Origin of the sequence: Enterobacter sp. RHBSTW-00901, assembly GCF_014103115.1 — a bacterium.
In the GTDB taxonomy this organism is placed as follows: domain Bacteria; phylum Pseudomonadota; class Gammaproteobacteria; order Enterobacterales; family Enterobacteriaceae; genus Enterobacter; species Enterobacter cloacae_P.
Genome location: NZ_JABXPB010000001.1, coordinates 1,025,998 through 1,051,188 on the forward strand (window position 1 = coordinate 1,025,998; position 25,191 = coordinate 1,051,188).

Below are 25,191 nucleotides of genomic sequence, written 5' to 3' on the forward strand. Positions count from 1 at the left end.
GCAACCTGAGGCGGGAAGTACAATCAGAAGCCGAGGCTGTCCAGCAGGTCGTCCACCTGATCCTGGCTTGCCACAACGCCTGCTTTGGTGGCGTCAAGCTGCGGGCCATTGAGCAGGCTTTCGTTCTCGCGCTTCGGACGAGAGGCCGGTTCCGGGATATTCTCCAGCAGCACCATCAGTAACTGACGTTCAATCTCCTGAATCACATCCATCATGCGCTTGATAACCTGACCGGTCAGATCCTGGAAATCCTGCGCCATCATGATGTCCAGCAACTGCGCGTTGGTGAAGCTGGTGTGACCCGGCACATCACCAAGATACTGACGCGTATCGGTCACCAGTTCACGGGCATCCGACAGCTCAATAGGATTCTCAAACCACTCGTCCCAGCGTTTGGTCAGCGCTTTCGCGCCCTTCTCCATCGCATCCTGATGCGGTTGTGATGCTTCAACGCTGTTCAGCGCACGTTCAGCCGCCTGAGCGGTCATCTGTACGACATAGTCCAGACGGTCACGCGCGTCCGGAATCGCTTCTGCCGCTTCTGCGATAGCCTGGTCAAGCCCCAGTTCACGCAGGCTGTCACGCAGCATGCGCGTAAGGCTACCGATGCGGGCAATAATATCGCTGGGCGAATGTTCTTCAACGGGTTTCATAGCAGGTTGCAACATATCCAACACCTCACATGCCGAGTTTCTCGAAGATCTTGCCGAGCTTCTCTTCCAGAGTCGCCGCAGTGAATGGCTTCACCACATAGCCACTTGCGCCCGCCTGTGCAGCGGCAATGATATTCTCTTTTTTCGCTTCCGCGGTCACCATCAGAACCCGCAGAGAGGCCATTCCTGCATCTGCGCGAATGGTTTTCAGCAGTTCCAGACCATCCATGTTTGGCATGTTCCAGTCGGAGATAACAAAACCAAAGCCGCCTGTCTGCAGTTTGTTCAGCGCATCAACGCCGTCTTCTGCTTCTTCAACGTTGTTGAAACCCAGCTCTTTCAGCAGGTTGCGCACAATGCGACGCATGGTGGAAAAGTCATCCACAACCAAAAACTTAAGCTCTTTATCCGCCATAAAATAATACTCCTGAGTCAAATACGTATTGCCTGTCCGGCACTGATTTTCGCCAGCATCTGCTGGCTTACCTGGCTAAGATCGACCACTTCGCTCACGCCACCCATATTGATGGCCTCGCGCGGCATGCCGAACACCACACAACTTGCTTCATTCTGCGCAATCGTCCAGGCTCCCGCCTGGTGCATTGCAAGCATTCCGGCGGCACCATCGTTGCCCATCCCCGTCAGGATCACCCCAACGGCGTTGCGCCCCGCATGTTTCGCCACCGAATGAAACAGCACATCCACCGACGGACGGTGCCGGTTGACCGGCGGCCCGTCATGAATTTTGATTTGATAGTTTGCGCCACTGCGCGCCAGTTCCATATGCTTGTCACCCGGCGCAATATAAGCATGTCCGGGGAGCACACGTTCACCGTCTTCCGCCTCTTTCACGCTGATCTGACACAGTTTGTTCAGACGTTCCGCGAACGAGCGGGTAAATCCTGGCGGCATATGCTGAGTAATAAGAATACCCGGGCTTGAAAGCGGCAATGGCTGGAGTACATGGCGAATTGCCTCTGTTCCACCGGTTGATGCACCAATCACCAGCAGTTTTTCCGAGCTGAGTAGCGGGCCGGCCTTCAGTGTTGCCGGAGCGGCTATCGGTTTGTGGGCAGCAAGTTTCGCACGTGACGCGGTACGGATCTTCTCGGCAATCATTTCACTGTAGGCGAGCATCCCTTCACGAATACCCAGCTGCGGTTTGGTGACGAAATCCACCGCCCCCAGCTCCAGCGCGCGCAACGTGATTTCGGAACCTTTCCCGGTCAGTGATGACACCATCACGACCGGCATCGGGCGCAGACGCATCAATTTTTCCAGGAAATCAATGCCATCCATGCGCGGCATTTCGACATCCAGCGTAAGCACGTCGGGGTTATATTTTTTAATTAAATCCCGCGCAACCAAAGGATCTGGCGCGGTTGCCACCATCTCCATATCGCTGTGGCTATTGATAATTTCAGTCATGATCTGGCGCATCAGCGCCGAATCATCGACAGACAATACCCTGATTTTACTCATGCTTTTTCCTTACTCAGTGCATAGACCGTTTGCCCACGCAGGCTAAACTCACGCACGAGGTTGCTAAAGTTTTCCGAATGCCCGGCAAACAGTAAACCGTCAGGCTTGAGCAACGGAACAAAGCGACGCAGAATCTCCTGTTGCGTCGTTTTATCAAAATAAATCATTACGTTACGGCAAAAAATGGCATCAAATGGCCCCGGAACGTTGTACTGCTTATCCAGCAGGTTAACTGGCGCGAATTCAACGCAGTTCGCCAGTTCCTGGCGTACGCGCACCAGCCCTTCATGCGGGCCTGTTCCACGCATGAAGTAACGTTGTAGCTGCTGAGGCGACAGCGTTTTCAGTTCATCCTGGCGATAAACTCCGTTGCGAGCCTTCTCCAGCACTTCGGTATCAATATCGCTGGCATACACTTTCCAGCGCCCTGGAGCCATGCCCAACGTGTCCGCGAGGGTGATCGCCAGCGAGTACGGCTCTTCACCCGTAGAGGCTGCCGCACTCCAGACGCGATACTCCCCGGTACGACGGCGCGCGTGCTCTGCCAGCACCGGGAAGTGATGTGCTTCCCGGAAGAATGCCGTCAGGTTGGTGGTTAATGAGTTAATAAAAGCCTGCCATTCGGCGCTGTTCTGGTTCGCTTTGAGCATGCTCAGATAGCGCCCAAAATCATCCAGCCCCAGCGTACGCAAGCGCCGAACCAGACGGTTGTAGACCATGTCTCGCTTATGATCGGCAAGCACAATCCCCGCGCGCTGGTAGATTAACTGACATATCCGACGAAAATGCGCGTCGGACAGCGCGAGGCGCTGTGTCATCTGTAACAATAATGACGTTTGCCCTGAGGGCATTGGTGATGTCATAGCGCCTTCTTAATCACATTCAGGATACAACTGGCACGGCCTGCGACCGCCCGACTTCTGTTACTGCTTCAACCTGCTCTTTCACATTAAATACAGCGGCAAGCCGCCACGGTTTACATGTCAGTTAAAATGTTTCCCAGTTGTCATCTTGTCCGGTCGCTCCGGCACGCGTACGTGTTGCAGCGGGCGCGGAGGCCGGGGTGTGTTGAGTCGCATGCGGGTCGACTGTATGTCCCGCGAGTGAAGCAAGACGAAATGCCGATACCGCCATCTTCAGACGGCTGGCCTGATCTTCCAGTGCAGCGGCCGCCGTGGCGGACTCCTGCACCAGCGCGGCGTTTTGCTGTGTCACACGATCCATTTCCGATACCGCCAGGGCAACCTGGTCGATACCGCGACTTTGCTCATCAGACGCAGAGGCGATTTCACCCATAATGTCTGTTACGCGGGTCACGGCATTCACGATGTCATTCATGGTTTCCCCCGCGCTTTCCACCAGCACTGAGCCGGTATCCACACGAGAGACGGAGTCTTCAATCAGGGCTTTAATCTCTTTTGCCGCATTGGCACTACGGCTGGCGAGGTTACGTACTTCCCCGGCCACCACCGCAAACCCACGGCCCTGTTCACCGGCACGCGCGGCTTCCACGGCAGCGTTCAGTGCCAGAATATTGGTCTGGAACGCAATGCCATCGATAACGCTGATGATGTCGGCAATCTTCTTCGAACTGTCGGCAATTTCATGCATGGTTTTCACCACGCCGTCCACCACACGACCACCGCGCTGTGCCGTCTCGGAGGCACTTTCAGCCAGTTGAGATGCCTGACGGGCGTTATCGGCGTTCTGCTTCACGGTAGCGGTAAGCTCTTCCATGCTGGCGGCCGTCTCTTCCAGCGCAGAAGCCTGCTGCTCAGTACGGGAAGAGAGATCGTTATTCCCCATTGCGATTTCGCTGGTGCCGGTATAGATGGCATCTGAGCCGTTACGCACGTTGGCAACGGTATCAATCAACGAGCGCTGCATATGGTCAACGCTGGTCGCCAGCTCGGTTATCTCATTGCGACCGGAAACGTTCAGCGTTTTGGTCAGGTCACCACCGGCAATTTCACGGATATGGGCAATCACGCGGCCAAGCGGGTTAAGAAGGATATGGCGAATGCCGTACCACACGGCCACCAGCACGATGACCGGGGCCAGCGCCAGAATGGCCATCTGCCATTTGGCAAAACGGTAATCATTCTGACTTTCCGCAAATGCTGTGTGATACAGCTCGCTACTGGCTTTGGCGTACTCGCCCAGTGCCGCACCCAGTGCGTTTTGCATTCCCTGCGTCGGCTGGGCAAAATAGGCGTCCATATTGCCGCCTTCCAGGAACTGAATAAGCTCCGTCAGACCGGCAAAGTAGGCGTTGTATTTTTCGTCAATATTCTGACTCACCTGCTCCATTGCAGGCTGCGGGGTGATCTTCTTAAAGGCGTCGTAATGTTTTGCGGCGTCCGCGAGCGTGGCTCGCGCATTTTTCAATAGATCTGTTTTCGCACTGCTCTGCTGATTGTTTGGATCCATCATCATGCGGGCAGCCGAACGGCTCAGGTTGATGCGCGTTTGCAGCATCAGATCCCAGGTCGAGGTCAGTTCACTCTGCTGCTCGCGCAGATCGTTCGAGGTGACAAAGCTGTCCTGGTTTTGTTTCAACGACGAGAAAAAGAGCCCGCCAGAAGTGAGCTGAAGAAGTGCGAAAATGACCAGCACCATCATGAGCATTGTGACAACGCGGATACGGTTCAACATACAACACCTTCTCATAGATTTATTAACGGTGTTATCGGCACTGCCCACAGGAACTTTACATTTGCGAAAGGGAAAAGCGTGGGGTTAAAACGCAACGTCAACGATCAGCGTATCGCTGTAAGTACCCGCAGGCGGAGTACTCTGGTTGGTAAGGATTTTGGCGGTGTAGTTGTAAGTCCGCAAAAGCCCGTCGGTGCTGACCTGTGAGGACAACGCGCTGGCCCAGCGTTCAGTACCGCTGCCACCCCAGCGGTTGGTTGTGGCTTCTTTATAGATGTCGTAGCTCATGTAGTTACTGCCGCTGACCATCCTGCGCACGTTATTGAGCGCGTTTGCACCATTATTAATACCGATGGTGTAGGTACTGCCTTTGGTGCAGGTCACGGCGACAGCCTGTGAAACGGTCGGGAAACTTTGTACCAGCGGTGCGCTGTTGAAGTTCACATCGGGTGTGCTCATGGTGCTGCAGTCGTTGGTCACGGTCATATTGAGCAGAATGCTGGTCGTCGCCGTGCCGGTTTGCGAGATAGTACAAAGGCCAAGCGCACCGACTGAACAGACGTCATAGTTGACGCTAAAAGTGAGCTGTACCTGGTATGGCCCTGCCGTAACGTTCTGCCCGGGTACCGTGCGAAAATAGAGCGGAATGTTGTACTGTTTTGAGCCCAGCAGACCGAGCAGGGTGTTACCACTCCAGGTATACGCTTTACTGATTTGCACTTCACTGCTGCTCGCGCAGCCCGATAGTCCGCACAGACGCGTGGGGATAACGTCCGTGACGGTCAAATCATCGGTGCGTTTCAGGGTGGCTCGGTTGTTACCTGATACCGACGCCGCCGTGTAGTTGAGCGTTATCGAGTCGTTGGTCAGCAGGTTAAGCACCGCATCACAGGACACAACCAGCGTACCGGTCGTTTCCACTTCCCCGGTGCCGCTGAGGGCAAATGAACTGACGCTGCCAAAAGACGCATTCACCGTACTGACGGTACACGCCGCCCAGCTACCGCCGGAGATAAGCAGTAAAATCCACAGCAGCACGCGCTTCATGGCTGCTCCCGGCAAACCAGTGGACCATAAGTTTTCAGCTTGTGTTCCGGGTTTGCATCCACTGTCAGCGTGGCCTGACAGTGCTTCCCGTCGGGCATTGTCACGTCGAGCGCATTCACACCATCAAGATTTTCCAGCCAGGCAATACCGTCATATCCCACAACGGCATTGCTACGCGCAGCTCGACTTACCAGACTTCCCACAGGAAGAACTTGCCCCTGCGCATCATGCAGAATAACGCTGGCCACCCGCTCCTGCTCCATCGGGAAATCCACCAGATAGCCGCTGTGACGGCGAACAGCAACCCGCCGTTCCGTCTCTTTCAGGCGGGTATCGGCGGGCAGGTTGAGGGTATTAATGCTGTAGCTTGCCGGGTAATAGGCTGACACGCCGCTGACCAGCAGATAGCCATGATTATTGGTTTTCCCGACCGGCTGGTTTTCATAGTTAACCGGGACATCCGGATGACCGTCGGTGCTGATCACCACGAAAGCATCATTGATTTTGTTCGCCGCAAACAGCTCACCATCCATCAGCACGAGGGAGCCCATCGCCTCACCCCACCAGGTCATCATGTCCTGCTCGCCATAGCCGCCCCCCTGCAGTTCAATGTTACTGTTGCGCCAGCCCAGCGTGGCCTGTTGATAGTTGTCCGACTGCGACTGATTGGCCCACGCCATATTCCAGCTGAACCCGCCGTCGGATGGCATGGAGTGGTTGTAGTTAATGCGCTGCGTGCTGCCGGCATCTGGTGTTTTCTCAAAAGAGACAGCAGCGCTTTCGCGTTCACCCAGCGGCACCTGCAGTGACAGCGCAAAGGTCCAGTCACCCTGTTGCCGATCGCGGCTGGCCGCCAGATAAACACTGCTACGGCCCCACAAATTGCGGCTCCAGGAGAGATTCAACAGCTCGGTTTTCTGCCTGTCAAAGCTCTCGACGCCTATCCAGGCTGTACCAATATTGCCGTACTGGCCGAGGTTAAACGTCAGGGAATATTGGTCGGTATTGCGGCTAAGGCTGGCGATGGGTTTGTCGTTTTCATCATAGACGGTCGGCTGGTCATACAATGCCAGGTTGCCAAACTCGCGGTCACGCCGGGTATGCTGCGTGGCCACGCTAAATGTGCTGGTGCTGTACTGGTATCCCCAGTTGATTTGCCCACCATCTTCCCCGCGCATGTGGCTGCGGGTATACGCGGAGTTCACCACACCAAAGCGCCCCAGCTTTACCACCGTCCCCACCCCTCCCAGCGCCAGCTCTTCTGCCCCTTCGGCATGGCCTTCCAGCGTTAACCAGTCCGTCATCCCATAGCGATACGAGCCACTGCCTGCCGCCGGGCCATAGTCAAAGTTCTTGATACCGTAGTTGCGCCGCAGACTGCCCAGCGTCATAGCCCCGTCACTCAGCCCAGCGTTAAGCAAATCGCTGGTGACGTAAAACGGCAACGTAGTGCTCACCTGGCGACCCAGCGCATCGGTGGTGATCAGTACCGCATCCCCCGCGCCGTTGATATACGGCAGATTGGTGAGCGTGAACGGCCCAGGCTGCAGCTGGGTCGAGCCGGAGCGGTAGCCATTAATAAAGAGGTCAACCGAGGTAGGAACCGCAGCCTCACCGGAGAATTCAGGCAACGGCCAGGTCACCAGATCAGGACGCAGGGAAAAATCACGCCCGTAGCTGATCCCGCCCATCCGCACGCTGGAGCTCCAGCTCAGCGCGTCGCTGATCACGTCGCCTGCGCTCCAGGTGATTGCATCCTCCTCGTTGGTCATCAGCACAGTGGTGTCATAGCGTACATACCCTTGCTGCTGATCTGCATTACCGTCGAAATTTTCCCGGACATAGCCGGTCGAAGAGAGTGAACCTTTCTCGTTAAAATAACGAAACTCATGCCAGAGGGAGGCCTGTCCACCGAGATGTTCGGTACGGTTGGTATAGAGATCGTAATTCAGTAGCGCCCCCCGGCCAAAATGGGGTTTGTTTTGCGCCGTTTGTTCGCTAAAGGAGGTGACACGGGAAGCCACCCAGTCCCGGGGAACCGTTAGCAGTAAACGCTGTGCAGCGCTGTCATACTCCACGCGAACCTGCGACAGCGTGGAAAGATTAACCTCGCCTGTCGGTACGTGCTCTGGCGGCAACCCTGCGCGTAGCAGATCGGCACTGGAGATAAAAAACGCACCGCTACGCTGCGTCACAGGCACCACCAGACCGGTGTCATAGTGATTCAGTACGATGGCAAGCTGGAATACCGCCTCGCTATTGATCGCCTGCGCATCCGGTGGTGGCGGTAAACGGTCATCACCGGATTCGGCCCAGGAGCGGGTACTGACGCAAAGCAGAATCATCATCAGCGGCTTCAGTTGACGGGCGTCGACTGCCATTGTGCATCCCTGGCATTAATCTGCGCGCTTATCTGATCTGGCTGGCGTATTCCTGCTGGTATTGGCCAGCTGCGAAAGCTGTTTGGCAGAACATAACCCAGTAACCCCTGCGCCACCGTACGCGTCTGTCCCCCCTGTTCCAGCGCCACCTGGCTCAGCCTGACGTGAACATCCCCCTGATTACGCACCTCAAGTACGGGGTGACCACCTTCCTGCATCACCCGCCAGCTCAGGTTTTTAGTATCAACCAGCGCATGATATGCGCCCTCTTTGACCGTCGGGATCCCCTGACCATAAACGAAGAGTGGAATGGAATATCGCATCTGTAGCCGCAGGCCAATAGCCGGGCTCGCTTTCACATCAGGCTGGGGAATTTCATCCACAATAATGCGGTAGGCTTGTTCAACCCCCTTCGGGATCGTGCCCTGTCGGATCAGGCGGATAAGCTGCTTGTTTCCTGTGCCGATTGTCACAATCGGCGGGCTGGCGACGACATCCTGCTGCGCGGTATAACGTTCAAAGCCATTCTCCTGCTGCCAGCGCACGATGCGAACCTGCATGGTTGTCGCACTGTTGCCCTGATTCTGGATCCATAACTCCGTCGCACTGGCGTCTGCCGACAGCCAGGGATCAATGGGCCATAACAGAATGGTCGCCGCTGCATTTGCATCATTCTTTGCGACGGTCACCCCCAACAGACTCACCAGGCACAAATGCCAGACAGACAGCTTCATCGATTATCTCCCTTTATCACCATGACAATGTCACAGTAAGTTGATCAGAATACGTGCCTGCGGGGCTGAACCCCGTCATAAGCGCCACGCCAAAAAGCGGTAGCGCGATGTTATTACTGTTGGTATAGGTCACCGCGATTGCCTGGTTGACCCCAATCTCACTGTTAGCGGCCAGCGAACTGCTGCTATAAAGTCGATAACCCACCACGTCAGTGCCACCGGCACGCTGCATCCTTCGTACTGAGGCGTAATGCAGCCCGCCGTCAATACTCATGCTCAACGACACGCCAGGCGTACAGGCGATAGACAACGCACCGCTGGGTACAAAACTGGTGCTAACCGGGGCGCTCTCCACGCCGTTATGCGTGCCAAAATCCAGCGAGCCAAGTAGCCCTCCGGTTCCGGTAGAGACCGAACATCCCGGCACAATGGTCGCGCTGACTTTAAAGGACTGAGAAGTCACTGCCAGAGCCGGGAGAGCCACCATTCCCCCCATCGCCAGCGTAAAAAACATGCACAACACACCCTTTGCGCCCGAGCGCAAACGCGAAATGGCTTCCCTCATGTCTGGCTCTGAAGTTAGTAGGTCACGCTAACGTTAATGGTATCGGTGTAGGTACCTGGCACAACCGTGACGCTGTTGCCACCCCCGGTGATCCGCCCGTAGAGGGTATAGCTATCAACCCCACCTGCCGTCGACGCAACCGGCAGAGCGACGTTATTGGCAACCACGGTGTTAAACCCACCGTCGCTGTAAAGGCTATAGGCCACCCCCTGCGCCGCATTGGCGGTATTAATCAGATAACGCTCGGGCGTGCCTGGCGTGCCAACAACGTTGCCTGGTGCCGTGGCATTCGTGTTGCCGGTGATCGCCACCGAATAGCTGGCAGTTGTACACTGGATGGTGAAGGTATTGCCGCCGCTGGCTCCGCTCAGTTGGGTGGTCAGCGTGGAAAAGGTTGCAGGATGGGTCCCGAAATCCAGGGTGCCGAAGTTAATGCCGTTTTGGGTTGGCGAGCTGTTGATCAGACAGCCATTGGTGAGTGTCAGCGTTACCCCGATGGTGCCACTACTGGTTACCGCCAGCGCCTGCGGGGCTGTTACGACGGGCAGCAAGGCTCCTGCACATATCAAAAGGCGTTTTCTTTTCATTTACCCACCTCCAGAAGACGTTTCCGTTCGCTTTCCAAATTTTATTTATACCGCTCAGCATGTTAGCCCCGCTAAATACGCCGCAAAGGGGGGTTATTGAGAATCTAGTTTATGGTTACTACTTCAACCACCCCCTGCTACATTTGTTGTATTGACAAGAAATTCACTTTAAATACAATTCGTTATAATGATTTAAAGAAAATTTTCTTTCCAGAGTCTGAGTATATACCCATGAAAACGTGATCTACTTCACAATATATCGTCGTAACAGCGACAACAAATTTAATAAAAATTAAAAATCAGTTGTATCTCCCCCCGCTTTACTTCAATTTATGTGCCGAATCTTTTCCTGCGCTGTAATAAAAATTCTATATGTAGCAGCGTGGGCTCACTCTTAAGCGCATAGAGGGTCTTTTTTCGTGGCAAGTGCAAACAAACTCACACTCTTCATTGTGATATTCATGCTGGCGGGTATTCTTTCAGGGGCGGCAATTCATGAATATGCCTCACCGGATGCCATCAAAACCTGGTCGGATAACATCACACTCCTGACCGATATTTTCCTGCGACTGATTAAAATGGTGATTGCACCATTGGTCTTCAGTACGTTAACGGTCGGTATCATGAAACTGGGCGAAACGTCCACCATTGGTCGCGTAGGCGGTAAAGCGATGGTGTGGTTTATTAGCTCATCCGTGCTGTCTATTCTGGTGGGGCTGTTTATTGTCACCCTGGAACACCCGGGTAGTGGTCTGAACCTGACAATCCCAACGGAAGCGGTGGATACCGGCCTGGCAGTCGGCGGAATGACGCTGAAAGCCTTCCTGTCTCATACCATTCCCACCAGCATCGCCGGGGCAATGTCGAACAATGAAATTCTGCAGATCGTGGTGTTCTCCATGTTCTTCGGCATTGGCGGCGCGTCTCTGGGGCAGAAATTCAACGCCCCGCTGGTGGCAGCGCTGGACGTCGTCTCTCACATCATGCTGAAAGTGACCGGTTACGTGATGTACGTGGCACCGCTGGCAATTTTCGCCGCCATTTCATCCGTTATTGCCACACAGGGTCTCGGCATCCTGCTGAACTATGCCTCCTTCATTGGCGGTTACTATGTGGCGATCTTCCTCACCTGCATGGTGTTGCTGGCAGTGGGCTACATGGTGCTGAAAAAAGAGGTGTTTCGTTTGGTCAGCATGCTGAAAGATCCGGTGCTGGTTGCGTTTACCACCAGCAGCTCTGAAGCAGCATATCCAAAAACGCTGGAACAGCTGGAACGTTTTGGCTGCTCACGCAATATCGCCTCTTTCGTCCTGCCAATTGGTTATTCCTTTAACCTGGTAGGTTCAATGGTGTACTGCTCTTTTGCCTCGATGTTTATTGCACAGGCGTACAACATTCACCTGAGTTTCTCGGAAGTTACGGTACTGATGCTGACCCTGATGCTGGCTTCAAAAGGGATTGCAGGCGTACCACGCTCTTCTCTGGTGGTACTGGCAGCGACTATCCCAAGCTTCAATATTCCGGTGGCAGGTATTCTGTTACTGATGGGTATCGATCACTTCCTGGATATGGGCCGTTCCGCTATTAACGTGTTGGGTAACGGTATTGCTACTGCGATGCTGTCGCAAAATGAAGGGAAGCGGGAAGCGGAAACGGAGCTGGTGGAGCAGGAAGCTTAAGATGTAAAAAAGGTGAGGTCTGTTGCCCTCACCCCAACCCTCTCCCACGGGAGAGGGAGCAAACACTAAAAACGGCAACCTCAGTTGTAATGCCAGTCAGTTAAGCAACTGACTGGCCCTTTTTCGGGGCTGTGGGGTATCTCCAGGGCCTCTCATTCACCACCCTCTGGAAGGCCCTTTCCCTTCTTGTCGGCAACCTGACCATCTGCCCCATACTTTCCAGATCTCGCATTAGCTCAGGGATACGACCTGGTGACGCTCCCTGCAGGGTCATCAGCATTCTCATGACCATTCCGCATGATTCTGAGAAGCTCAGCTGATTCGGCCAGACAGCGGGAAATGAGCTCCGGGTCCAGATAATCGCCCAGAGAAGTCAGCGGGTTACGCAGAGGATCGTAACGGGATACCAGATCAAGAGCCTGTCCAATGTGCATAAAAAAATCCGGAAACGGGTGAGCATTTCCGGATTCTTACACAGCCACTGGATCGGTCAACCGATCCTTAACTGATCGGCATTACAACCGAAGTTGCCGTTTTGCTTTTACCTACGCTACGTGATTCGCCGCGATATCCAGCAGTGCCATCTCTTCGCTGTTCAGCAGCTTCTCAATGTTCACCAGAATCAGCATACGATCGCCGAGCGCACCCAGCCCTGTCAGGTATTCGGTGGACAGCGTGACCGCGAACTCCGGTGCCGGGCGGATTTGGTCAGACGTTAACGACAGCACATCAGACACACCATCCACCACAATACCCACCACGCGCTGACCCAGATTCAGGACAATCACCACGGTGTTGTCGTTGTAGTCAACGTCGCCCTGGCTGAATTTCACACGCAGGTCAACGATTGGCACAATCACGCCACGCAGGTTAGTAACACCTTTAATAAATGCAGGCGTGTTAGCGATGCGGGTCACCTGATCGTAACCACGGATTTCCTGCACTTTCAGGATATCGATGCCGTACTCCTCATCGCCTAAAGTGAATACCAGGAATTCCTGTCCTGATGGCTCGCCCGCCAGTTTCGTTACATTACTCATACCGGTCATGTTATTACCTTTTACTTAATCAGGCGGCTGTGTACGCCACACGTTGTTCACGATTTAATCCCTGAAGCGCCGACACATCGACGATCAGCGCCACGCTACCATCACCCAGAATGGTGGCGGCAGAAATACCTGGCACTTTACGGTAGTTACTTTCGAGGTTTTTCACCACCACCTGATGCTGACCAATCAGCTGGTCGACCAGCAGCGCATAGCGGCGACCCGCGCTTTGCAGGATCACAACGATACCCTGCGTGGCCTCGGTTTTGGCCTCGTCCACTTCGAAGACTTTCCACAGTTCCACCAGCGGCAGGTATTCACCACGCACTTCGAGGACACGTTCACCACCCGCCAGCGGGTGCAGATCTTCTTCACGCGGCTGCAGCGATTCCATCACCGCGTTCAGTGGCAGAATAAAGACTTCGTCCGCCACTTTGACAGACATACCGTCCAGGATCGCCAGCGTCAGCGGCAGCAGAATGCGTATGGTGGTACCTGAACCTTGCTTAGACTTGATCTCAACGTGGCCACCCATCTCCTGGATGTTACGTTTCACCACGTCCATACCGACACCGCGCCCGGAGACGTCCGTCACCTGCTCTGCCGTGGAGAAGCCCGGTGCGAAGATCAGCATGCCCACTTCTTCGTCGGTCATGTTTTCGTTAACAGCCATTCCCTGCGAAATGGCCTTCGCCAGGATACGTTCCCGGTTCAGACCCGCACCGTCATCCGTCACCTCGATACAGATGTTACCGCCCTGGTGTTCCGCTGACAGGATCAGGTTGCCAACCGGCGATTTCCCTGCGGCTATGCGGTTTTCCGGCAGTTCAATCCCGTGGTCGAGGCTGTTACGCACCAGGTGCGTTAACGGGTCGATAATGCGTTCAATCAGGCTCTTGTCCAGCTCGGTAGAGCTGCCCATCAGCGTCAGTTCTATATACTTGTTCAGCTTACCGGCCAGGTCACGTACCAGACGCGGGAAGCGGCTGAAGACATATTCCATCGGCATCATACGGATGGACATCACCGATTCCTGCAGATCGCGGGCGTTACGTTGTAACTGCCCCATGCTGGTGATGAGATCGCCGTGGGTTACCGGGTCCAGTTCGTTAGAACGTTGCGCCAGCATCGACTGGGTGATCACCAGTTCGCCAACCAGGTTAATCAGCTGGTCAACCTTCTCAACGGCTACGCGAATACTGGTGGACTCACTGGAACGGGCGGCCGGTTTTTCACCACGACCTGGTGCAGCGGCATCTTTTGGCACCGCTTTCAGTGCAGGCGCAGCTGGCACCACGGCAGGTGCAGCCGCTTGTGCAACCACAGCCACTTCTTCCACCCCGGCAGGTGCTTCCACCACCGCGGCTTCGGTTTCAAAAGCAATCTGATCCGCTTCAATAACAAAGCACAGCACCGCCACGATGTCGTCCTGGCTGATACCGTCGTCAAGCGTCGCGGCAAGGCTGTCTTTGCCTTTCACCACATTGCTTAATGTCGCCAGGTTACCCAGTTCTTCTTCCAGCAGGTTAACTTCGCTCTCTTTCAGGCGAGACAGCACAACGCGCAATTTGCCCGGTTGTGCTGCGGCCGGTGCAGCATCTTGTCCGGCAACGGCATCGACAACACTCAGTTTCGCCGCGGGGACAACGGCTGCGGCCACTTCACCTTTTGCTTCCAGCGCTAACTGGCGCAGTGCATTGCAGATGTATTCAAAGCTGGCGGCATCAGGCTCTGCCGAGCTTTTATAGGCGTCGAGCTGTTCCTGCATAATATCTTTGGTTTCCAAAAACAGGTTGATAATGTCGGTATTGAGCTGCATCTCACCGCGTCGTGCTTCATCAAGCAGGTTCTCCATTAAATGGGTCGTTTCCTGCAAAATGGTAAATCCAAACGTTCCGGCTCCGCCTTTAATAGAGTGCGCTGCACGGAAGATGGCATTGAGCTGCTCTGAATCTGGTGCTTCGGGCACCAGATCCAGCAGGTGTTGCTCCATATCGGCCAACAATTCGTCGGCTTCATCAAAGAATGTCTGGTAAAAATCGCTAATATCCATGCTCACGCTATCACCTCGGATTGGCTGGTGGCGATGTTGGAACGGCAGCCGAAGGAACGGCCCCAGGCTGTTTTAAATCGTCCAGTGACTCATTCTGACTTTCGGCGTTTTCATGCAGGATGGCCTGCTCCGCCTGTTGGTTCAGCACCAGAAGACTGATACGACGGTTGATGGCATCACCCGGCCCGCGGTCGGAAAGGCGCATGGTTGCTGCCATGCCGACTACGCGCAGTACTTTGCCATCATCAAGCCCACCCGCCACCAGCTCGCGACGCGAGGCGTTGGCACGATCGGCTGAAAGTTCCCAGTTGCTGTATCCCTTTTCACCCGAGGCATACGGGAAATCATCCGTGTGTCCTGAAAGGCTCACCCGGTTTGGAATACCATTCAGCACCGGTGCGATTGCGCGCAAAATATCGCGCATGTAGGGTTCAACTTCCGCACTGCCAGTTTTGAACATCGGGCGGTTCTGGCTATCAATAATCTGGATACGCAAACCTTCCTGCACCAGATCGATCTTCAGGTGTGGTCGCAGTGCGCGCAGTTTCGGGTCGGCTTCAATCAGTTGGTCCAGGTCGCCACGCAGTTTCTTCAGACGCGCCTGCTCCATCCGTTTTTTCAGTTCGTTGATGTTAGGCTCTTTTTTCACCTCACCCTTCTGTTGGGTGTAATCATCGCCGCCACCGGGGATTGGGCTGTCGCTGTTAGAAATGCGTGGCCCACCAGCCACCGCAGTCGCCAGCGGCGTTCTGAAATATTCCGCAATCTGGATAAGCTCTTTCGGGCTGGAGATGGAAATCAACCACATCACCAGAAAGAACGCCATCATAGCGGTCATAAAGTCGGCGTAAGCAATTTTCCAGGAGCCATGCGCACCGTGCCCATGCCCCTTGTGCTTGCGCTTTTTTACGATGACGATCGGATGGGACTGATTTTTCATGCGTCCTCAGTTGTCGTCTGTTGGTTTGGGTTTTTCACCGCACGCACGTGTTCTTCCAGTTCGATAAACGACGGACGCTCGCTGGAGTACAGCGTTTTACGGCCAAATTCCACGGCGATAGGTGGTGCATAACCGTTGAGGTTAGAGAGCAGCGTGATCTTCACGCACTGCATCATTTTGGTGGTTTCGGCGCTCTTCTGGCGCAAAACACTGGCCAGCGGAGAGATAAAGCCGTACGCCAGCAAAATACCGAGGAAGGTTCCCACCATCGCGTGAGCAATCAGTGCGCCCAGTTCTGCCGCAGGACGGTCAGCGGAGGCCAGCGCGTGGACCACCCCCATCACTGCCGCAACGATACCGAAGGCAGGAAGGGAATCGCCCACCAGCGCCAGGCTGTTTGCCGGCACTTCGGATTCGCTCTCGTGGGTTTCGATCTCTTCGTCCATCAGTGCTTCGATTTCGAAGGTATTCATGTTGCCGCTGATGATGAGACGCAGGTAATCGACGATGAAATCCAGCATCATGGCATCAGCCAGAATACGCGGATAGCTGGCAAAGATTTCGCTCTCTTTTGGATTTTCGATGTCTCGCTCCAGCGAGAACATCCCCTGCTGACGGGACTTCGCCATCAGACGATAGAGCAGCGCCAGCAGGTCCATGTACATGCTTTTGGTGTATTTCGAGCGACGGAACAGCAACGGAATCGCTTTCAGCGTTCCCTTGATCGACTTACCGTTGTTACCAACGATAAAAGCCCCTACCCCTGCGCCGCCAATGATAATAAGTTCAGCCGGTTGATAGAGTGCTCCAAGGTGCCCGCCGGTCATCATGTAACCGCCGAAAACTGTACCGAGAACTACCAGGTAACCTAATAAGATAAGCACGACATCATCCTTCCGCTAGTGACTAAGGCAGGACGTTCATTTCGAGTGTGTTACCGGAACGCGGGGTAAAAAAAAGCAGCGGTAATTGCTTACCGCTGCTGGAATCTTGCCCACACGTTCGGGTTAAACAGCCTGTTCGATCTGTTCATCCAGCAGTTGTGGAATAATATCGGCAGCATCCCGGGAAAGTTTACGTCTTTTTACTGCACGGGATGGAGGCTGGCATAAACTACAGGCGAAGCTGCCAGCAGGCTGATGAGCATGGGTAATAAAATTGCCATCGCAGCAATTACAGCGCGACAGTTCAAGCATTCCACTTTCAACAAAACGCACCAGCGTCCATGCGCGGGTCAGCGCCAGCAGGGGGCCATCTTCCTGCTGTGGGCATTGCTCAAGGTAGAGTTTATACGCTTTGATCACGGCATCAACGCCGCTGCACAAACCGGTTTTTAGCAGGTACTGCCAGGCGTTACAGAACATCGATGCATGGATGTTCTGTTCCCAGGTCATAAACCAGTCTGTTGAAAACGGCAGCATCCCTTTTGGCGGAGGGCTACCGCGTAACTCTTTATACAGTTTGATGAGACGACCACGGCTCAGCTGAGTTTCGCTTTCCAGCATTTGCAAACGAGCACCCAGCGTAATCAGTTCCATTGCCAGCTGTATGTCACGCGCTTCCTGAACAATGCTTTTTTCGCTCATTTTTAAGCTCTTTACTTACGGGCTACGTCATCAGGCTGGCTGATTTCGTTGAGCAAGCGAGTGGAAAGAAGAATACCGGTATGGATCTGCTGAAGATCGTCAACACGGGATTCCTGTGTCAGACGTGTGATGGTCTGCGGATTATCAAAGCGGAACTGACAAACAAGTTGATTCGTTTCGGCCAGCTTTACCATTTGCGGGAGCGTTAATCCGCCCAGCATGGTGGCCATTTCTTCGTTAATGCCAAGACGAAACATCGCGGACGCCTTGTCCTGACTAATCAAACGCTGTGCAAGCAGTAAATATGACAAATTGATGTCATAGATATGTTTTAGCAACTCGGATGTATGCATTTTTCCCATCCCGAATAACCAACTATTATTTTTATGCGGAAAGACCGCACCCCGTGATGTCGCCGGGAAAACACCCGGTATAAAAAAAAGAAAAGGCCAAATGCATAGTTGAATTAAGGTTTGTATGCAGCAAAACGCGCAACAGGTACACAAAAATGTGCCCTTACACGCTTTATCATTTCTTACAAATAACTAAGATTTTTCCTAATTCGACGCAAACTCTACTCGTCAGTTTTGCCACATACAATGCAGCCACTCCCAAATTTAAAAAAAATGTGATCCACATCACACAATTTAAGTGAATATTACCCATAAATCCATCAGCGTGACTTGTAATTTGGTCGTTTTTTAAACAAAAAATGCTATTTTGTATTCTTAGAAGACGAATACTCATGCAAAAGCATGGTCTGGCGGGGTAGCACCAATTGCTTTATTGCGCATTATTGACTACGCCACCTGAACAGGTCATACCACACCCGGAGGGTGATTTTTATTATTCATAAAAAACATATAGTTATAATCAGTGCGCAAGGTAACAATTTCGCACCCTAATCATTCGAATTGTGTTTATCCCCCGCCACAACGATTTCATGCTGCAAACAGAAATTTGTGTGATTTACGTTAAGTTGTTAATTTTTTTCATCGAGACTTCGTTTTCAATTATTCTTCTTATAAGAATAATTAATGAATAATTATGATAAGCTTCACACTAATGTCGTATTCACCTCTTGCAGAAGCGGGAGATTCGCGGTAAAGCTGGCTAAAACACCGTGTTTCAGACGTCTAAGGAGTATGCGATGGGTTACACTCATCTTCTTGTTTCTGTTGCTGTTTCACCGGAAAGCCACCAGCTTGTCGCCCGTGCTGTCTCCATCGCCAGACCGAACAATGCCCGTATCAGCCTGATCACCCTTGCAGCAGAACCTGAAATGTATAATCAACTGGCAGCGCCCATGCTTGAAGATATTCGTGACGTTCTTCAGGAGGAAACGCAGCAATTTCTGCTGGAGCTGGTCGAAAAGGCTCAATACCCTGTTCACCAGACTGTCATTGCAACAGGGGAATTAAACGAACATATTCTTAGCATGTGCCGTAAGCAGAATATTGATTTGGTTATTTGCGGTAATCATAACCACAGTTTTTTTTCTCGCGCAGCCTGTGCGGCAAAATCGATTGTTGCCTCAAGCCAGGTTGATATTTTGTTAGTGCCTCTTGGGGGCCATTAACCCCCAGGAGGAATATCACGCCAGTTTAGGGAATGTTGCGATCTTTTTTTGCAACTGCATGGCGTGATTTTGCGGGATGATTTTGCGCAGATCGTGAATAAAACGCGCCTGCCAGTGGTTGATATCATGCTTACGGACAGTGTCCATCATCTCAGCATGGCGGGAAATACGTTCCGTTAGCGGCATTGTTAACGCACGATCGAGCGCATTAGCAACATCATCGCGATCGTAAGGGTTAACGATAAGCGCTGACGTTAGCTCATTCGCGGCTCCTGCAAACTGAGATAACACCAACACGCCAGGATCAGCAGGATCTTGTGCTGCCACATACTCCTTTGCGACCAGATTCATCCCGTCACGCAGCGGCGTGACCAGGCCAACATCGGCGTAGCGTAACACCTTCATCAGGATCTTGCGTTCAAAATGCTGATTCAGATAAAACAGCGGTGTCCAGCCTAGCTGTCCATAGCGACCATTAATCCGCCCCGCCTCCATCTCCAGTTGATGGCGGATGTCCTGATAAGCCTGAACTTCACCCCGCGACGTTGGCGCTATCTGCGTATAACGGATCTTACCGCGGTGTTGAGGATACTTTTCCAGCAGGGTTTCGTACGCCAGAAAACGCTCCGGCAACCCTTTGGAATAATCGAGCCGTTCCACTGAAAAGATATTCTTTACGTGTTTCAGTTCGTTCTTGAGCTGCGCCAGCTTTGGTGGCAATGGCCCGGATGCTTGTTCGGCAATCTCCTCCGGCTCAATACCGATCGGATACACTTCGGTGTGAAATGCCTTTCCCCAGGCTGTGTGCGTTTTACCGCCTTTTGTCACCAGCCGCGTTTTGCCTGATACAGAGTCCAGGAATGCCAGCCGATCATTTTCCGTCTGAAAGCCCAGCAAATCGTAGTCACACAGCGCCTCCAGCAGATCTTCATGTGGCGGAATGGCGTTAAAAATTTCCGGTGTAGGAAACGGAATATGCAGGAAAAAGCCAATCCGGTTATTCACCCCCCGCTCCCGCAACGCTCTGGCGAAGGGAAGCAGATGGTAATCGTGGATCCATAAAATATCGTCTTTCCCGACTAAGGGCAGCAGTTTATCCGCCAGTAGTGCATTTACCCGCATATAGCCATCAAAGGCATCGCGCTGGTATTTTACCAGGTCAAGACGGTAGTGAAATGCAGGCCACAGCACCGCATTGGAGAACCCGGAGTAATACTCTTCGTAATCTTTCTCCTTCAGGGCAAAGGATGCCCACGTGATATTGCCGCGCGTCACTTTTTTGAGCGGTTTTTCTTCATCACTGATATCACCACTCCAGCCAAACCACAGCCCACCAGCGGCTTTTAAGGCACCTAAAACGCCTACTGCCAGTCCACCGGCACTGACCTTTTTGTCATCAGGCGCTGCGATACGGTTAGAAACGACGATTAAACGACCCATAATGGTTTCCCCCGTTGTTTCGCGCTATGTGTTGTTGCTGGCTGGCGACGTCAGTGATCCACTGCCAGACGCTGGCGACATTGGCCAGACGCCATCCGGCGATGGTTTCACCTGGCCCCACTTTGACTGAGATCCCTTCGGCCTGGTTCACCACGCAAAACCCTGCCTCATCGGTCAGGTCATCTCCCATGAAGAGCGGCGTCCTGCCGCGAAAAGGCGGCGTCACCATAAACGCGGCAATCGCCGCACCTTTATTAACCCCTTTGGGCTTCAGTTCCACCACGCATTTTCCCGGCTGCAGGGCCAGCTGTGGGTACCTGCTGACGATCTCAGCGGCCAGCGCAAGTACCGCGTCGGCATGCTGTGGGGCCTGCCGGTAGTGCAAAGCAAACGCCATACCTTTGGCTTCCAGCTCCGTGCCTGGCAGTTCAGCCAGTGCCGAAGAGAGCTGCGCCTGTAGCGTTTGTGTTAATGCATCGGGGAGTGAAACGATATGCGTGTGAGCATGGATGTCGCGGCGCTCCGCTCCGTGTACACCGGCTAGCGGAAAGCGATAAGGCCTGGAGAGCTGATCCAGCTCAGCCATTGAGCGCCCTGATATCAATGCCAGTGCTCCCTCATTCATCTGCGAGAGTTGGTGCAACATCTGAAGAACCGTGGCAGGGATCGCCACCTGGTCAGGATGTGGTTTTATCTCAGCAAGCGTGCCATCGAGGTCAAAAAAGAATGCAAAATTTCCGGGCAGTACAGGCGGTGCGGTTAACGAGTCAGCCACCCTTTTCCTCCTTACAGTTTTCGAGAGGTAAAAGCCATTACCTCAATCATCGTCATGTAAGTATAGACAGTGTGACGTTGCTCGCCATTTGACCACCGCCCCGCCAGCAAAACTGGCGGAGCGGTTGAGAAGTCAACTATGGTTATAAGTTGAGCAATAAAAAGACAGGGATCGCGTTATACGGTACGTTTCGCTTTTTGCTTGTAACGGTCGAAAATCACCGCTGCCAGCAGGATCAGACCGCGAACCACATACTGCGAGAACGGAGAGATATTCAGCAGGTTCATGGCGTTCTCAACGGTCCCCAGGATCAGGATCCCGGCCACCACATATGAGATTTTTCCGATGCCGCCTTTCAGGGAAACGCCCCCCAGTACGCAGGCTGAAATCACGATCAGCTCGTAACCGATGGAGGTCATTGGCTGGCCGCTGGTCATACGTGAAGCCAGAATAATCCCCGCCGCAGCAGATACCAGCCCGGAAAGCACAAAGATAATGATTTTGGTACGCACAACCGGAACACCCGCCAGGCGTGCCGCTTCTTCATTACCGCCGATAGCCAGCGTATTGCGGCCAAAGGTAGTACGGTTGAGCAGGAAACCGAACAGGATCAGGCAGGCCACCGTCAGCCAGATTGGCGCAGGCAAGCCCAGCCAGTTGGCATAGCCCAGGGTAAAGAAGCGCTCGTCTTCAATCCCCACGGCTTTACCGTCAGAGATGATATAGGCCAGACCGCGCACAATTTGCATGGTCGCGAGTGTCGTGATCAGCGCGTTAATCTTCAGACGCGCAATCACAAAACCGTTCACCAGGCCACTGATGACACCCAGCAGCAGACCTGCCAGCACGCCAATCCACAGGCTTTCGGTCATGTTGATCACCACCGCCGTCGTGACGCCTGCACAGGCAATCACGGAGGCCACGGACAGGTCGAAATCACCGGACGCCAGGCAGAACAGCATCCCGCAGGCCACCATGCCGGACATGGAAATAGCCAGCCCCAGCCCTTTCATATTAATGAAGGTGGCAAAATTAGGTACAAATATCGCGCAGGCGAGGAACAGTGCGGCAAAAACTACCAGCATGCCGTACTGATCCCAGATGCGTCCAAAACTGAAAGCCGACTTCGGCACTCCGGATGTAGTAACAGAGGACATCATTAACTCCTTACTCAGGCGACAGCCTGGCTAACTTTAGGCATGGCGAGACTCAACGCCTGTTGTTCATTCGCCTGTTCATGCAGCAATTCACCGGCAATTTCACCTTCACGCATCACAACGATACGGTCAGCAACGCCAAGCACCTCGGGCAGATCGCTGGAGGCGAACAGCACCGCCACACCGCGTTTTGCCAGTTCATAAATCACGTTATAAATCTCGTGTTTTGCCCCCACATCGATACCGCGCGTCGGCTCATCGAGCAAAATGACCTTCATGTCTTCCGACAACCAGCGGCCTAAAATGGCCTTTTGCTGGTTACCACCGGAAAGATTCATGATCAGTTGCTCAGCACCCGGCGTTTTGATGTTCAGTGAACGAATGTGGTGGTCGGCATTGCTCGATTCCCAGCTGTCGTTGATTAAACATCCCGCCCGAATATATTTACGCCTTGCAGAAATATTGATGTTGTCGCGCACAGAGTGCACCGGAATGATCCCCTCTGCTTTGCGGTCTTCCGGGCAGAGCATCATGCCTGCGTTAATGGCATGAGCAGGCTTCTGAATATCAACCTGTTGTCCGTCAATAGAGACCTGCCCCTGCGTAATACGTGTGCCGCCAAACAAGCCTTTCATCAGCTCACTGCGTCCCGCCCCCACCAGACCAAACAGCCCGACGATTTCACCGCTGCGCACCGATAACGAAATCGGTGTCCGCACGCCAGGTGCTTTCACGTTATCCAGACGCAGGCGTTCAGGACCATATTCACGTGGCTGCCAGTGGTAAATATCCCCCAGCTCACGTCCGACCATCGCCTGAACAAGCTGATCATGGTTAACCTGTTGCATATCAGTAAAGGTGCGCACATAGCGGCCATCCTTAAACACGGTGATGGCATCGCTTAAGGCAAAGATTTCTTCCATACGGTGCGAAACGTACAAAATAATACGGCCTTCCTGACGCAGCTCGCGGATCACGCGGAACAGATTTTCGATTTCACGCGCCGAAAGCGAACTGGTGGGTTCGTCGAAGGCAATGATCTTGGCATTACGCGCCAGCGCCTTGGCAATTTCGACCATCTGCCACTGGCCGATGGAGAGATATTTCAGAGGCGTCTGGGGATCGACATCCAGACCAAGGTGTTTTAACTGCAGCCCCGCTTCATAATTAAGTAGCGAGCGATTAACCACGCCGCTTTTGTGCGGGAGCTGTCCTAAATAGATATTTTCCGCCACGGTCATCTCGGGGATCAGGTGCAGCTCCTGATAGATAATGGCAACCCCGGCGTTTAGCGCCTCTGTGGTATCGGCAAAAGCGACGTCTTCGCCGCGAATGGCCAGCGTTCCGGTCGTTGGCGTGTAGTTGCCACTGAGGATTTTCAACAGCGTGGATTTCCCCGCGCCGTTCTCCCCCATCAGGGCGTGAACCTGGCCGGCATAGCAGTCGAAACTGATATCGGTCAGCGCGTTGACACCGGGGAACGTTTTCCCGATGCCGCGAAAAGAGAGATACGGTAAGGACTGTTGCATAACGTCTCCGTAATTCCTGTAGTGTGTACGTCAGGCCCCTCACGGTGAGTGAGGGGCACAATCACAGCGTATTACTTACCGCCCAGTCCTTTTTTCGCCAGCTCCTCTTTGAAGTTATCGCGGGTGATCAGCACCACGTCGGTCACTTCGGTAAATTTCGGCGGTTCGGCTCCTTTGGTCACCCAGTTGTAGAGCATTTCGCTGGATTTATAGCCATGCACGTCCGGGCTTGGCAGCAGAGAGCCATAGAAACCTGTTGCCTGTGCTTTAGACAGTTCGCTGACGGCATCAACGCCGTTGATACCGATCCCGATAACATCAGGTGCTTTGAAGCCTTGACCTTCCGTTGCACGCACGCCACCCAGCACGGTGTTGTCATTCATACCGACCACCAGCCAGTGTTTCACCTCTGGATGCTGCACCAGCATGGAGTTCGCCGCGTCAAAAGCCCCCGGGATGTCGTTGGATTTGGTCGGAACTTTATAGATCTGTTTTTCCGGGAAACCGGCTGCTTTCAGTGCGGCCATTGAACCGGAAGTGCGGCGACGCGCGGTGTCCAGCTCATCAGCAGTAATGGCCATCACGGCAGTCTCTTTCACATCCCAGCCGCGTTTTTGCATCTCTTTATAGAGTTCCTGGCCCTGACGTTCGCCGATTTTGGTCGCCGCCATCATCACCAGTGGTACGGTGTCCATCGGTTTGCCTTTGGCATTGACGAACTGATCGTCAACGGCAATGACCTTCATGCCGTAACCACGCGCTTTGGCTGCAATGGCTGACCCCAGTTTTGGATCTGGCGTACAGATAACAAACCCTTTCGCGCCGCTGGCTGCCAGGCTATCAATGGCGTTCAGCGTTTTTTCACCATCCGGCACGGCGATTTTAATCACATCAAAACCTAAATCTTTCCCGGCTTTATCGGCGAATTTCCATTCGGTCTGGAACCAGGGTTCTTCAGGCTGTTTGACCAAAAAACCGAGTTTTAAATTTTCTGCGATAGCGGATTGTGACATAACAGCAGCCAGACCGATGGCCGCCAGCGCTTTAGTAAATTTGTGCATGGTAAACTCCAGCTTTAGCAATCTTTTCTGTAGGGAATACGTGCGTACTTCTTATTTAATCGGACTTAAAACAAGACATTAGCGCTTACCTCGTCATAAGCGTTAGTGCTGGTGATAGTTTTAGCGGGAAATTAATCATCCATAAGAGAGCGCCATCACACCGCAGAATTACAGTAATTGCGTACATAAATTCAGCGAAAAATGACATAAAAATGGCAGTAATTGTCAGACAAATAAAAACA

At 53.4% G+C, this 25,191-nt stretch carries 23 protein-coding genes and 1 pseudogene; 2 read left to right on the forward strand and 22 right to left on the reverse strand.

Annotated features, from left to right (window positions below):
- Window positions 1–23: 23 nt before the first annotated feature.
- The 10 genes from cheZ to HV318_RS05090 form a co-directional block, all read right to left on the reverse strand.
- Window positions 24–668, reverse strand: a complete 645-nt coding sequence (gene cheZ, locus HV318_RS05045) for a protein phosphatase CheZ (protein ID WP_182271838.1) — start codon at window positions 666–668, stop codon at window positions 24–26.
- A 10-nt stretch (window positions 669–678) separates the two neighbouring features.
- Complete coding sequence (cheY, locus tag HV318_RS05050; protein ID WP_182271839.1) at window positions 679–1,068, reverse strand: chemotaxis response regulator CheY; 390 nt, start codon at window positions 1,066–1,068, stop codon at window positions 679–681.
- Between the two features lie 17 nt (window positions 1,069–1,085).
- The gene (gene cheB / locus HV318_RS05055; RefSeq protein ID WP_182271840.1) at window positions 1,086–2,135 is read right to left on the reverse strand and encodes a protein-glutamate methylesterase/protein-glutamine glutaminase; all 1,050 of its coding nucleotides are present in this window, start codon (window positions 2,133–2,135) and stop codon (window positions 1,086–1,088) included.
- Window positions 2,132–2,998, reverse strand: a complete 867-nt coding sequence (gene cheR / locus HV318_RS05060) for a protein-glutamate O-methyltransferase CheR (RefSeq protein WP_182271841.1) — start codon at window positions 2,996–2,998, stop codon at window positions 2,132–2,134. Before cheR ends, cheB begins: the two co-directional genes overlap by 4 nt.
- Before the next feature lie 124 nt (window positions 2,999–3,122).
- Window positions 3,123–4,790 (reverse strand): methyl-accepting chemotaxis protein II, encoded by a 1,668-nt coding sequence (tar, locus tag HV318_RS05065; protein WP_182271842.1) that lies wholly within the window; start codon window positions 4,788–4,790, stop codon window positions 3,123–3,125.
- 84 nt (window positions 4,791–4,874) lie between these two features.
- Window positions 4,875–5,837, reverse strand: coding sequence for a Csu type fimbrial protein (locus HV318_RS05070; RefSeq protein WP_182271843.1), 963 nt, complete (start codon window positions 5,835–5,837; stop codon window positions 4,875–4,877).
- Complete coding sequence (locus HV318_RS05075) at window positions 5,834–8,218, reverse strand: fimbria/pilus outer membrane usher protein (RefSeq protein WP_182271844.1); 2,385 nt, start codon at window positions 8,216–8,218, stop codon at window positions 5,834–5,836. Before HV318_RS05075 ends, HV318_RS05070 begins: the two co-directional genes overlap by 4 nt.
- Window positions 8,194–8,952 carry a fimbrial biogenesis chaperone gene (locus tag HV318_RS05080; RefSeq protein ID WP_182271845.1) on the reverse strand — a complete coding sequence of 253 codons (759 nt, stop codon included), beginning with the start codon at window positions 8,950–8,952 and terminating at the stop codon, window positions 8,194–8,196. The genes HV318_RS05075 and HV318_RS05080 overlap by 25 nt, the downstream gene beginning before the upstream one ends.
- 16 nt (window positions 8,953–8,968) lie before the next feature.
- Window positions 8,969–9,517: a Csu type fimbrial protein gene (locus HV318_RS05085; protein WP_182271846.1), complete on the reverse strand. Its 549-nt coding sequence runs from the start codon at window positions 9,515–9,517 to the stop codon at window positions 8,969–8,971.
- A gap of 14 nt (window positions 9,518–9,531) precedes the next feature.
- On the reverse strand, window positions 9,532–10,104 hold the full coding sequence (locus HV318_RS05090) for a Csu type fimbrial protein (protein WP_182271847.1): 573 nt from the start codon (window positions 10,102–10,104) through the stop codon (window positions 9,532–9,534).
- 419 nt (window positions 10,105–10,523) lie between these two features.
- Here HV318_RS05090 and HV318_RS05095 point away from each other — a divergent pair, with 419 nt between their 5' ends.
- On the forward strand, window positions 10,524–11,783 hold the full coding sequence (locus HV318_RS05095) for a dicarboxylate/amino acid:cation symporter (protein WP_182271848.1): 1,260 nt from the start codon (window positions 10,524–10,526) through the stop codon (window positions 11,781–11,783).
- Between the two features lie 100 nt (window positions 11,784–11,883).
- Here HV318_RS05095 and HV318_RS05100 read toward each other — a convergent pair.
- From HV318_RS05100 to flhD, 7 genes and pseudogenes are all read right to left on the reverse strand, one after another.
- Window positions 11,884–12,111: pseudogene (locus HV318_RS05100) on the reverse strand (IS4 family transposase); the annotation flags it as partial.
- A gap of 217 nt (window positions 12,112–12,328) precedes the next feature.
- Window positions 12,329–12,832 carry a chemotaxis protein CheW gene (cheW, locus tag HV318_RS05105; RefSeq protein ID WP_182271849.1) on the reverse strand — a complete coding sequence of 168 codons (504 nt, stop codon included), beginning with the start codon at window positions 12,830–12,832 and terminating at the stop codon, window positions 12,329–12,331.
- A gap of 19 nt (window positions 12,833–12,851) precedes the next feature.
- Window positions 12,852–14,888, reverse strand: coding sequence for a chemotaxis protein CheA (gene cheA / locus HV318_RS05110; RefSeq protein WP_182271850.1), 2,037 nt, complete (start codon window positions 14,886–14,888; stop codon window positions 12,852–12,854).
- Window positions 14,889–14,892: 4 nt separating this feature from the next.
- Window positions 14,893–15,822, reverse strand: a complete 930-nt coding sequence (gene motB / locus HV318_RS05115) for a flagellar motor protein MotB (RefSeq protein ID WP_182271851.1) — start codon at window positions 15,820–15,822, stop codon at window positions 14,893–14,895.
- Window positions 15,819–16,706 carry a flagellar motor stator protein MotA gene (gene motA / locus HV318_RS05120; protein ID WP_008500417.1) on the reverse strand — a complete coding sequence of 296 codons (888 nt, stop codon included), beginning with the start codon at window positions 16,704–16,706 and terminating at the stop codon, window positions 15,819–15,821. The genes motB and motA overlap by 4 nt, the downstream gene beginning before the upstream one ends.
- Window positions 16,707–16,829: 123 nt before the next feature.
- Window positions 16,830–17,408: a flagellar transcriptional regulator FlhC gene (gene flhC, locus HV318_RS05125; protein ID WP_010432486.1), complete on the reverse strand. Its 579-nt coding sequence runs from the start codon at window positions 17,406–17,408 to the stop codon at window positions 16,830–16,832.
- Window positions 17,409–17,419: 11 nt separating this feature from the next.
- Window positions 17,420–17,761, reverse strand: coding sequence for a flagellar transcriptional regulator FlhD (gene flhD, locus HV318_RS05130; protein ID WP_220471151.1), 342 nt, complete (start codon window positions 17,759–17,761; stop codon window positions 17,420–17,422).
- A gap of 797 nt (window positions 17,762–18,558) precedes the next feature.
- Here flhD and uspC point away from each other — a divergent pair.
- Entirely contained in the window at window positions 18,559–18,987 is a 429-nt protein-coding gene (gene uspC, locus HV318_RS05135) for a universal stress protein UspC (protein WP_182271853.1), read from the forward strand.
- 15 nt (window positions 18,988–19,002) lie between these two features.
- Here uspC and otsA read toward each other — a convergent pair whose 3' ends face one another.
- The 5 genes from otsA to araF all read right to left on the reverse strand — a co-directional run bounded on the left by otsA (window position 19,003) and on the right by araF (window position 24,949).
- Window positions 19,003–20,427, reverse strand: a complete 1,425-nt coding sequence (otsA, locus tag HV318_RS05140; RefSeq protein WP_182271854.1) for an alpha,alpha-trehalose-phosphate synthase — start codon at window positions 20,425–20,427, stop codon at window positions 19,003–19,005.
- Entirely contained in the window at window positions 20,402–21,202 is an 801-nt protein-coding gene (gene otsB / locus HV318_RS05145; RefSeq protein WP_182271855.1) for a trehalose-phosphatase, read from the reverse strand. The genes otsA and otsB overlap by 26 nt, the downstream gene beginning before the upstream one ends.
- 176 nt (window positions 21,203–21,378) lie before the next feature.
- Window positions 21,379–22,359, reverse strand: coding sequence for an L-arabinose ABC transporter permease AraH (gene araH, locus HV318_RS05150; protein ID WP_032666953.1), 981 nt, complete (start codon window positions 22,357–22,359; stop codon window positions 21,379–21,381).
- Window positions 22,360–22,373: 14 nt separating this feature from the next.
- Window positions 22,374–23,888 carry an L-arabinose ABC transporter ATP-binding protein AraG gene (araG, locus tag HV318_RS05155; protein ID WP_182271856.1) on the reverse strand — a complete coding sequence of 505 codons (1,515 nt, stop codon included), beginning with the start codon at window positions 23,886–23,888 and terminating at the stop codon, window positions 22,374–22,376.
- A gap of 71 nt (window positions 23,889–23,959) precedes the next feature.
- Complete coding sequence (gene araF / locus HV318_RS05160; protein ID WP_182271857.1) at window positions 23,960–24,949, reverse strand: arabinose ABC transporter substrate-binding protein AraF; 990 nt, start codon at window positions 24,947–24,949, stop codon at window positions 23,960–23,962.
- Between the last annotated feature and the right edge of the window lie 242 nt (window positions 24,950–25,191).

Bases quoted from the DNA above. Each gene is read 5' to 3' on its own strand.
- cheZ (WP_182271838.1), bottom strand. From the start codon at position 668: ATGTTGCAACCTGCTATGAAACCCGTTGAAGAACATTCGCCCAGCGAT.
- cheY (WP_182271839.1), bottom strand. From the start codon at position 1,068: ATGGCGGATAAAGAGCTTAAGTTTTTGGTTGTGGATGACTTTTCCACC.
- cheB (WP_182271840.1), bottom strand. From the start codon at position 2,135: ATGAGTAAAATCAGGGTATTGTCTGTCGATGATTCGGCGCTGATGCGC.
- cheR (WP_182271841.1), bottom strand. From the start codon at position 2,998: ATGACATCACCAATGCCCTCAGGGCAAACGTCATTATTGTTACAGATG.
- tar (WP_182271842.1), bottom strand. From the start codon at position 4,790: ATGTTGAACCGTATCCGCGTTGTCACAATGCTCATGATGGTGCTGGTC.
- HV318_RS05070 (WP_182271843.1), bottom strand. From the start codon at position 5,837: ATGAAGCGCGTGCTGCTGTGGATTTTACTGCTTATCTCCGGCGGTAGC.
- HV318_RS05075 (WP_182271844.1), bottom strand. From the start codon at position 8,218: ATGGCAGTCGACGCCCGTCAACTGAAGCCGCTGATGATGATTCTGCTT.
- HV318_RS05080 (WP_182271845.1), bottom strand. From the start codon at position 8,952: ATGAAGCTGTCTGTCTGGCATTTGTGCCTGGTGAGTCTGTTGGGGGTG.
- HV318_RS05085 (WP_182271846.1), bottom strand. From the start codon at position 9,517: ATGAGGGAAGCCATTTCGCGTTTGCGCTCGGGCGCAAAGGGTGTGTTG.
- HV318_RS05090 (WP_182271847.1), bottom strand. From the start codon at position 10,104: ATGAAAAGAAAACGCCTTTTGATATGTGCAGGAGCCTTGCTGCCCGTC.
- cheW (WP_182271849.1), bottom strand. From the start codon at position 12,832: ATGACCGGTATGAGTAATGTAACGAAACTGGCGGGCGAGCCATCAGGA.
- motB (WP_182271851.1), bottom strand. From the start codon at position 15,822: ATGAAAAATCAGTCCCATCCGATCGTCATCGTAAAAAAGCGCAAGCAC.
- flhC (WP_010432486.1), bottom strand. From the start codon at position 17,408: ATGAGCGAAAAAAGCATTGTTCAGGAAGCGCGTGACATACAGCTGGCA.
- flhD (WP_220471151.1), bottom strand. From the start codon at position 17,761: ATGCATACATCCGAGTTGCTAAAACATATCTATGACATCAATTTGTCA.
- uspC (WP_182271853.1), top strand. From the start codon at position 18,559: ATGGGTTACACTCATCTTCTTGTTTCTGTTGCTGTTTCACCGGAAAGC.
- otsA (WP_182271854.1), bottom strand. From the start codon at position 20,427: ATGGGTCGTTTAATCGTCGTTTCTAACCGTATCGCAGCGCCTGATGAC.
- araH (WP_032666953.1), bottom strand. From the start codon at position 22,359: ATGTCCTCTGTTACTACATCCGGAGTGCCGAAGTCGGCTTTCAGTTTT.
- araG (WP_182271856.1), bottom strand. From the start codon at position 23,888: ATGCAACAGTCCTTACCGTATCTCTCTTTTCGCGGCATCGGGAAAACG.
- araF (WP_182271857.1), bottom strand. From the start codon at position 24,949: ATGCACAAATTTACTAAAGCGCTGGCGGCCATCGGTCTGGCTGCTGTT.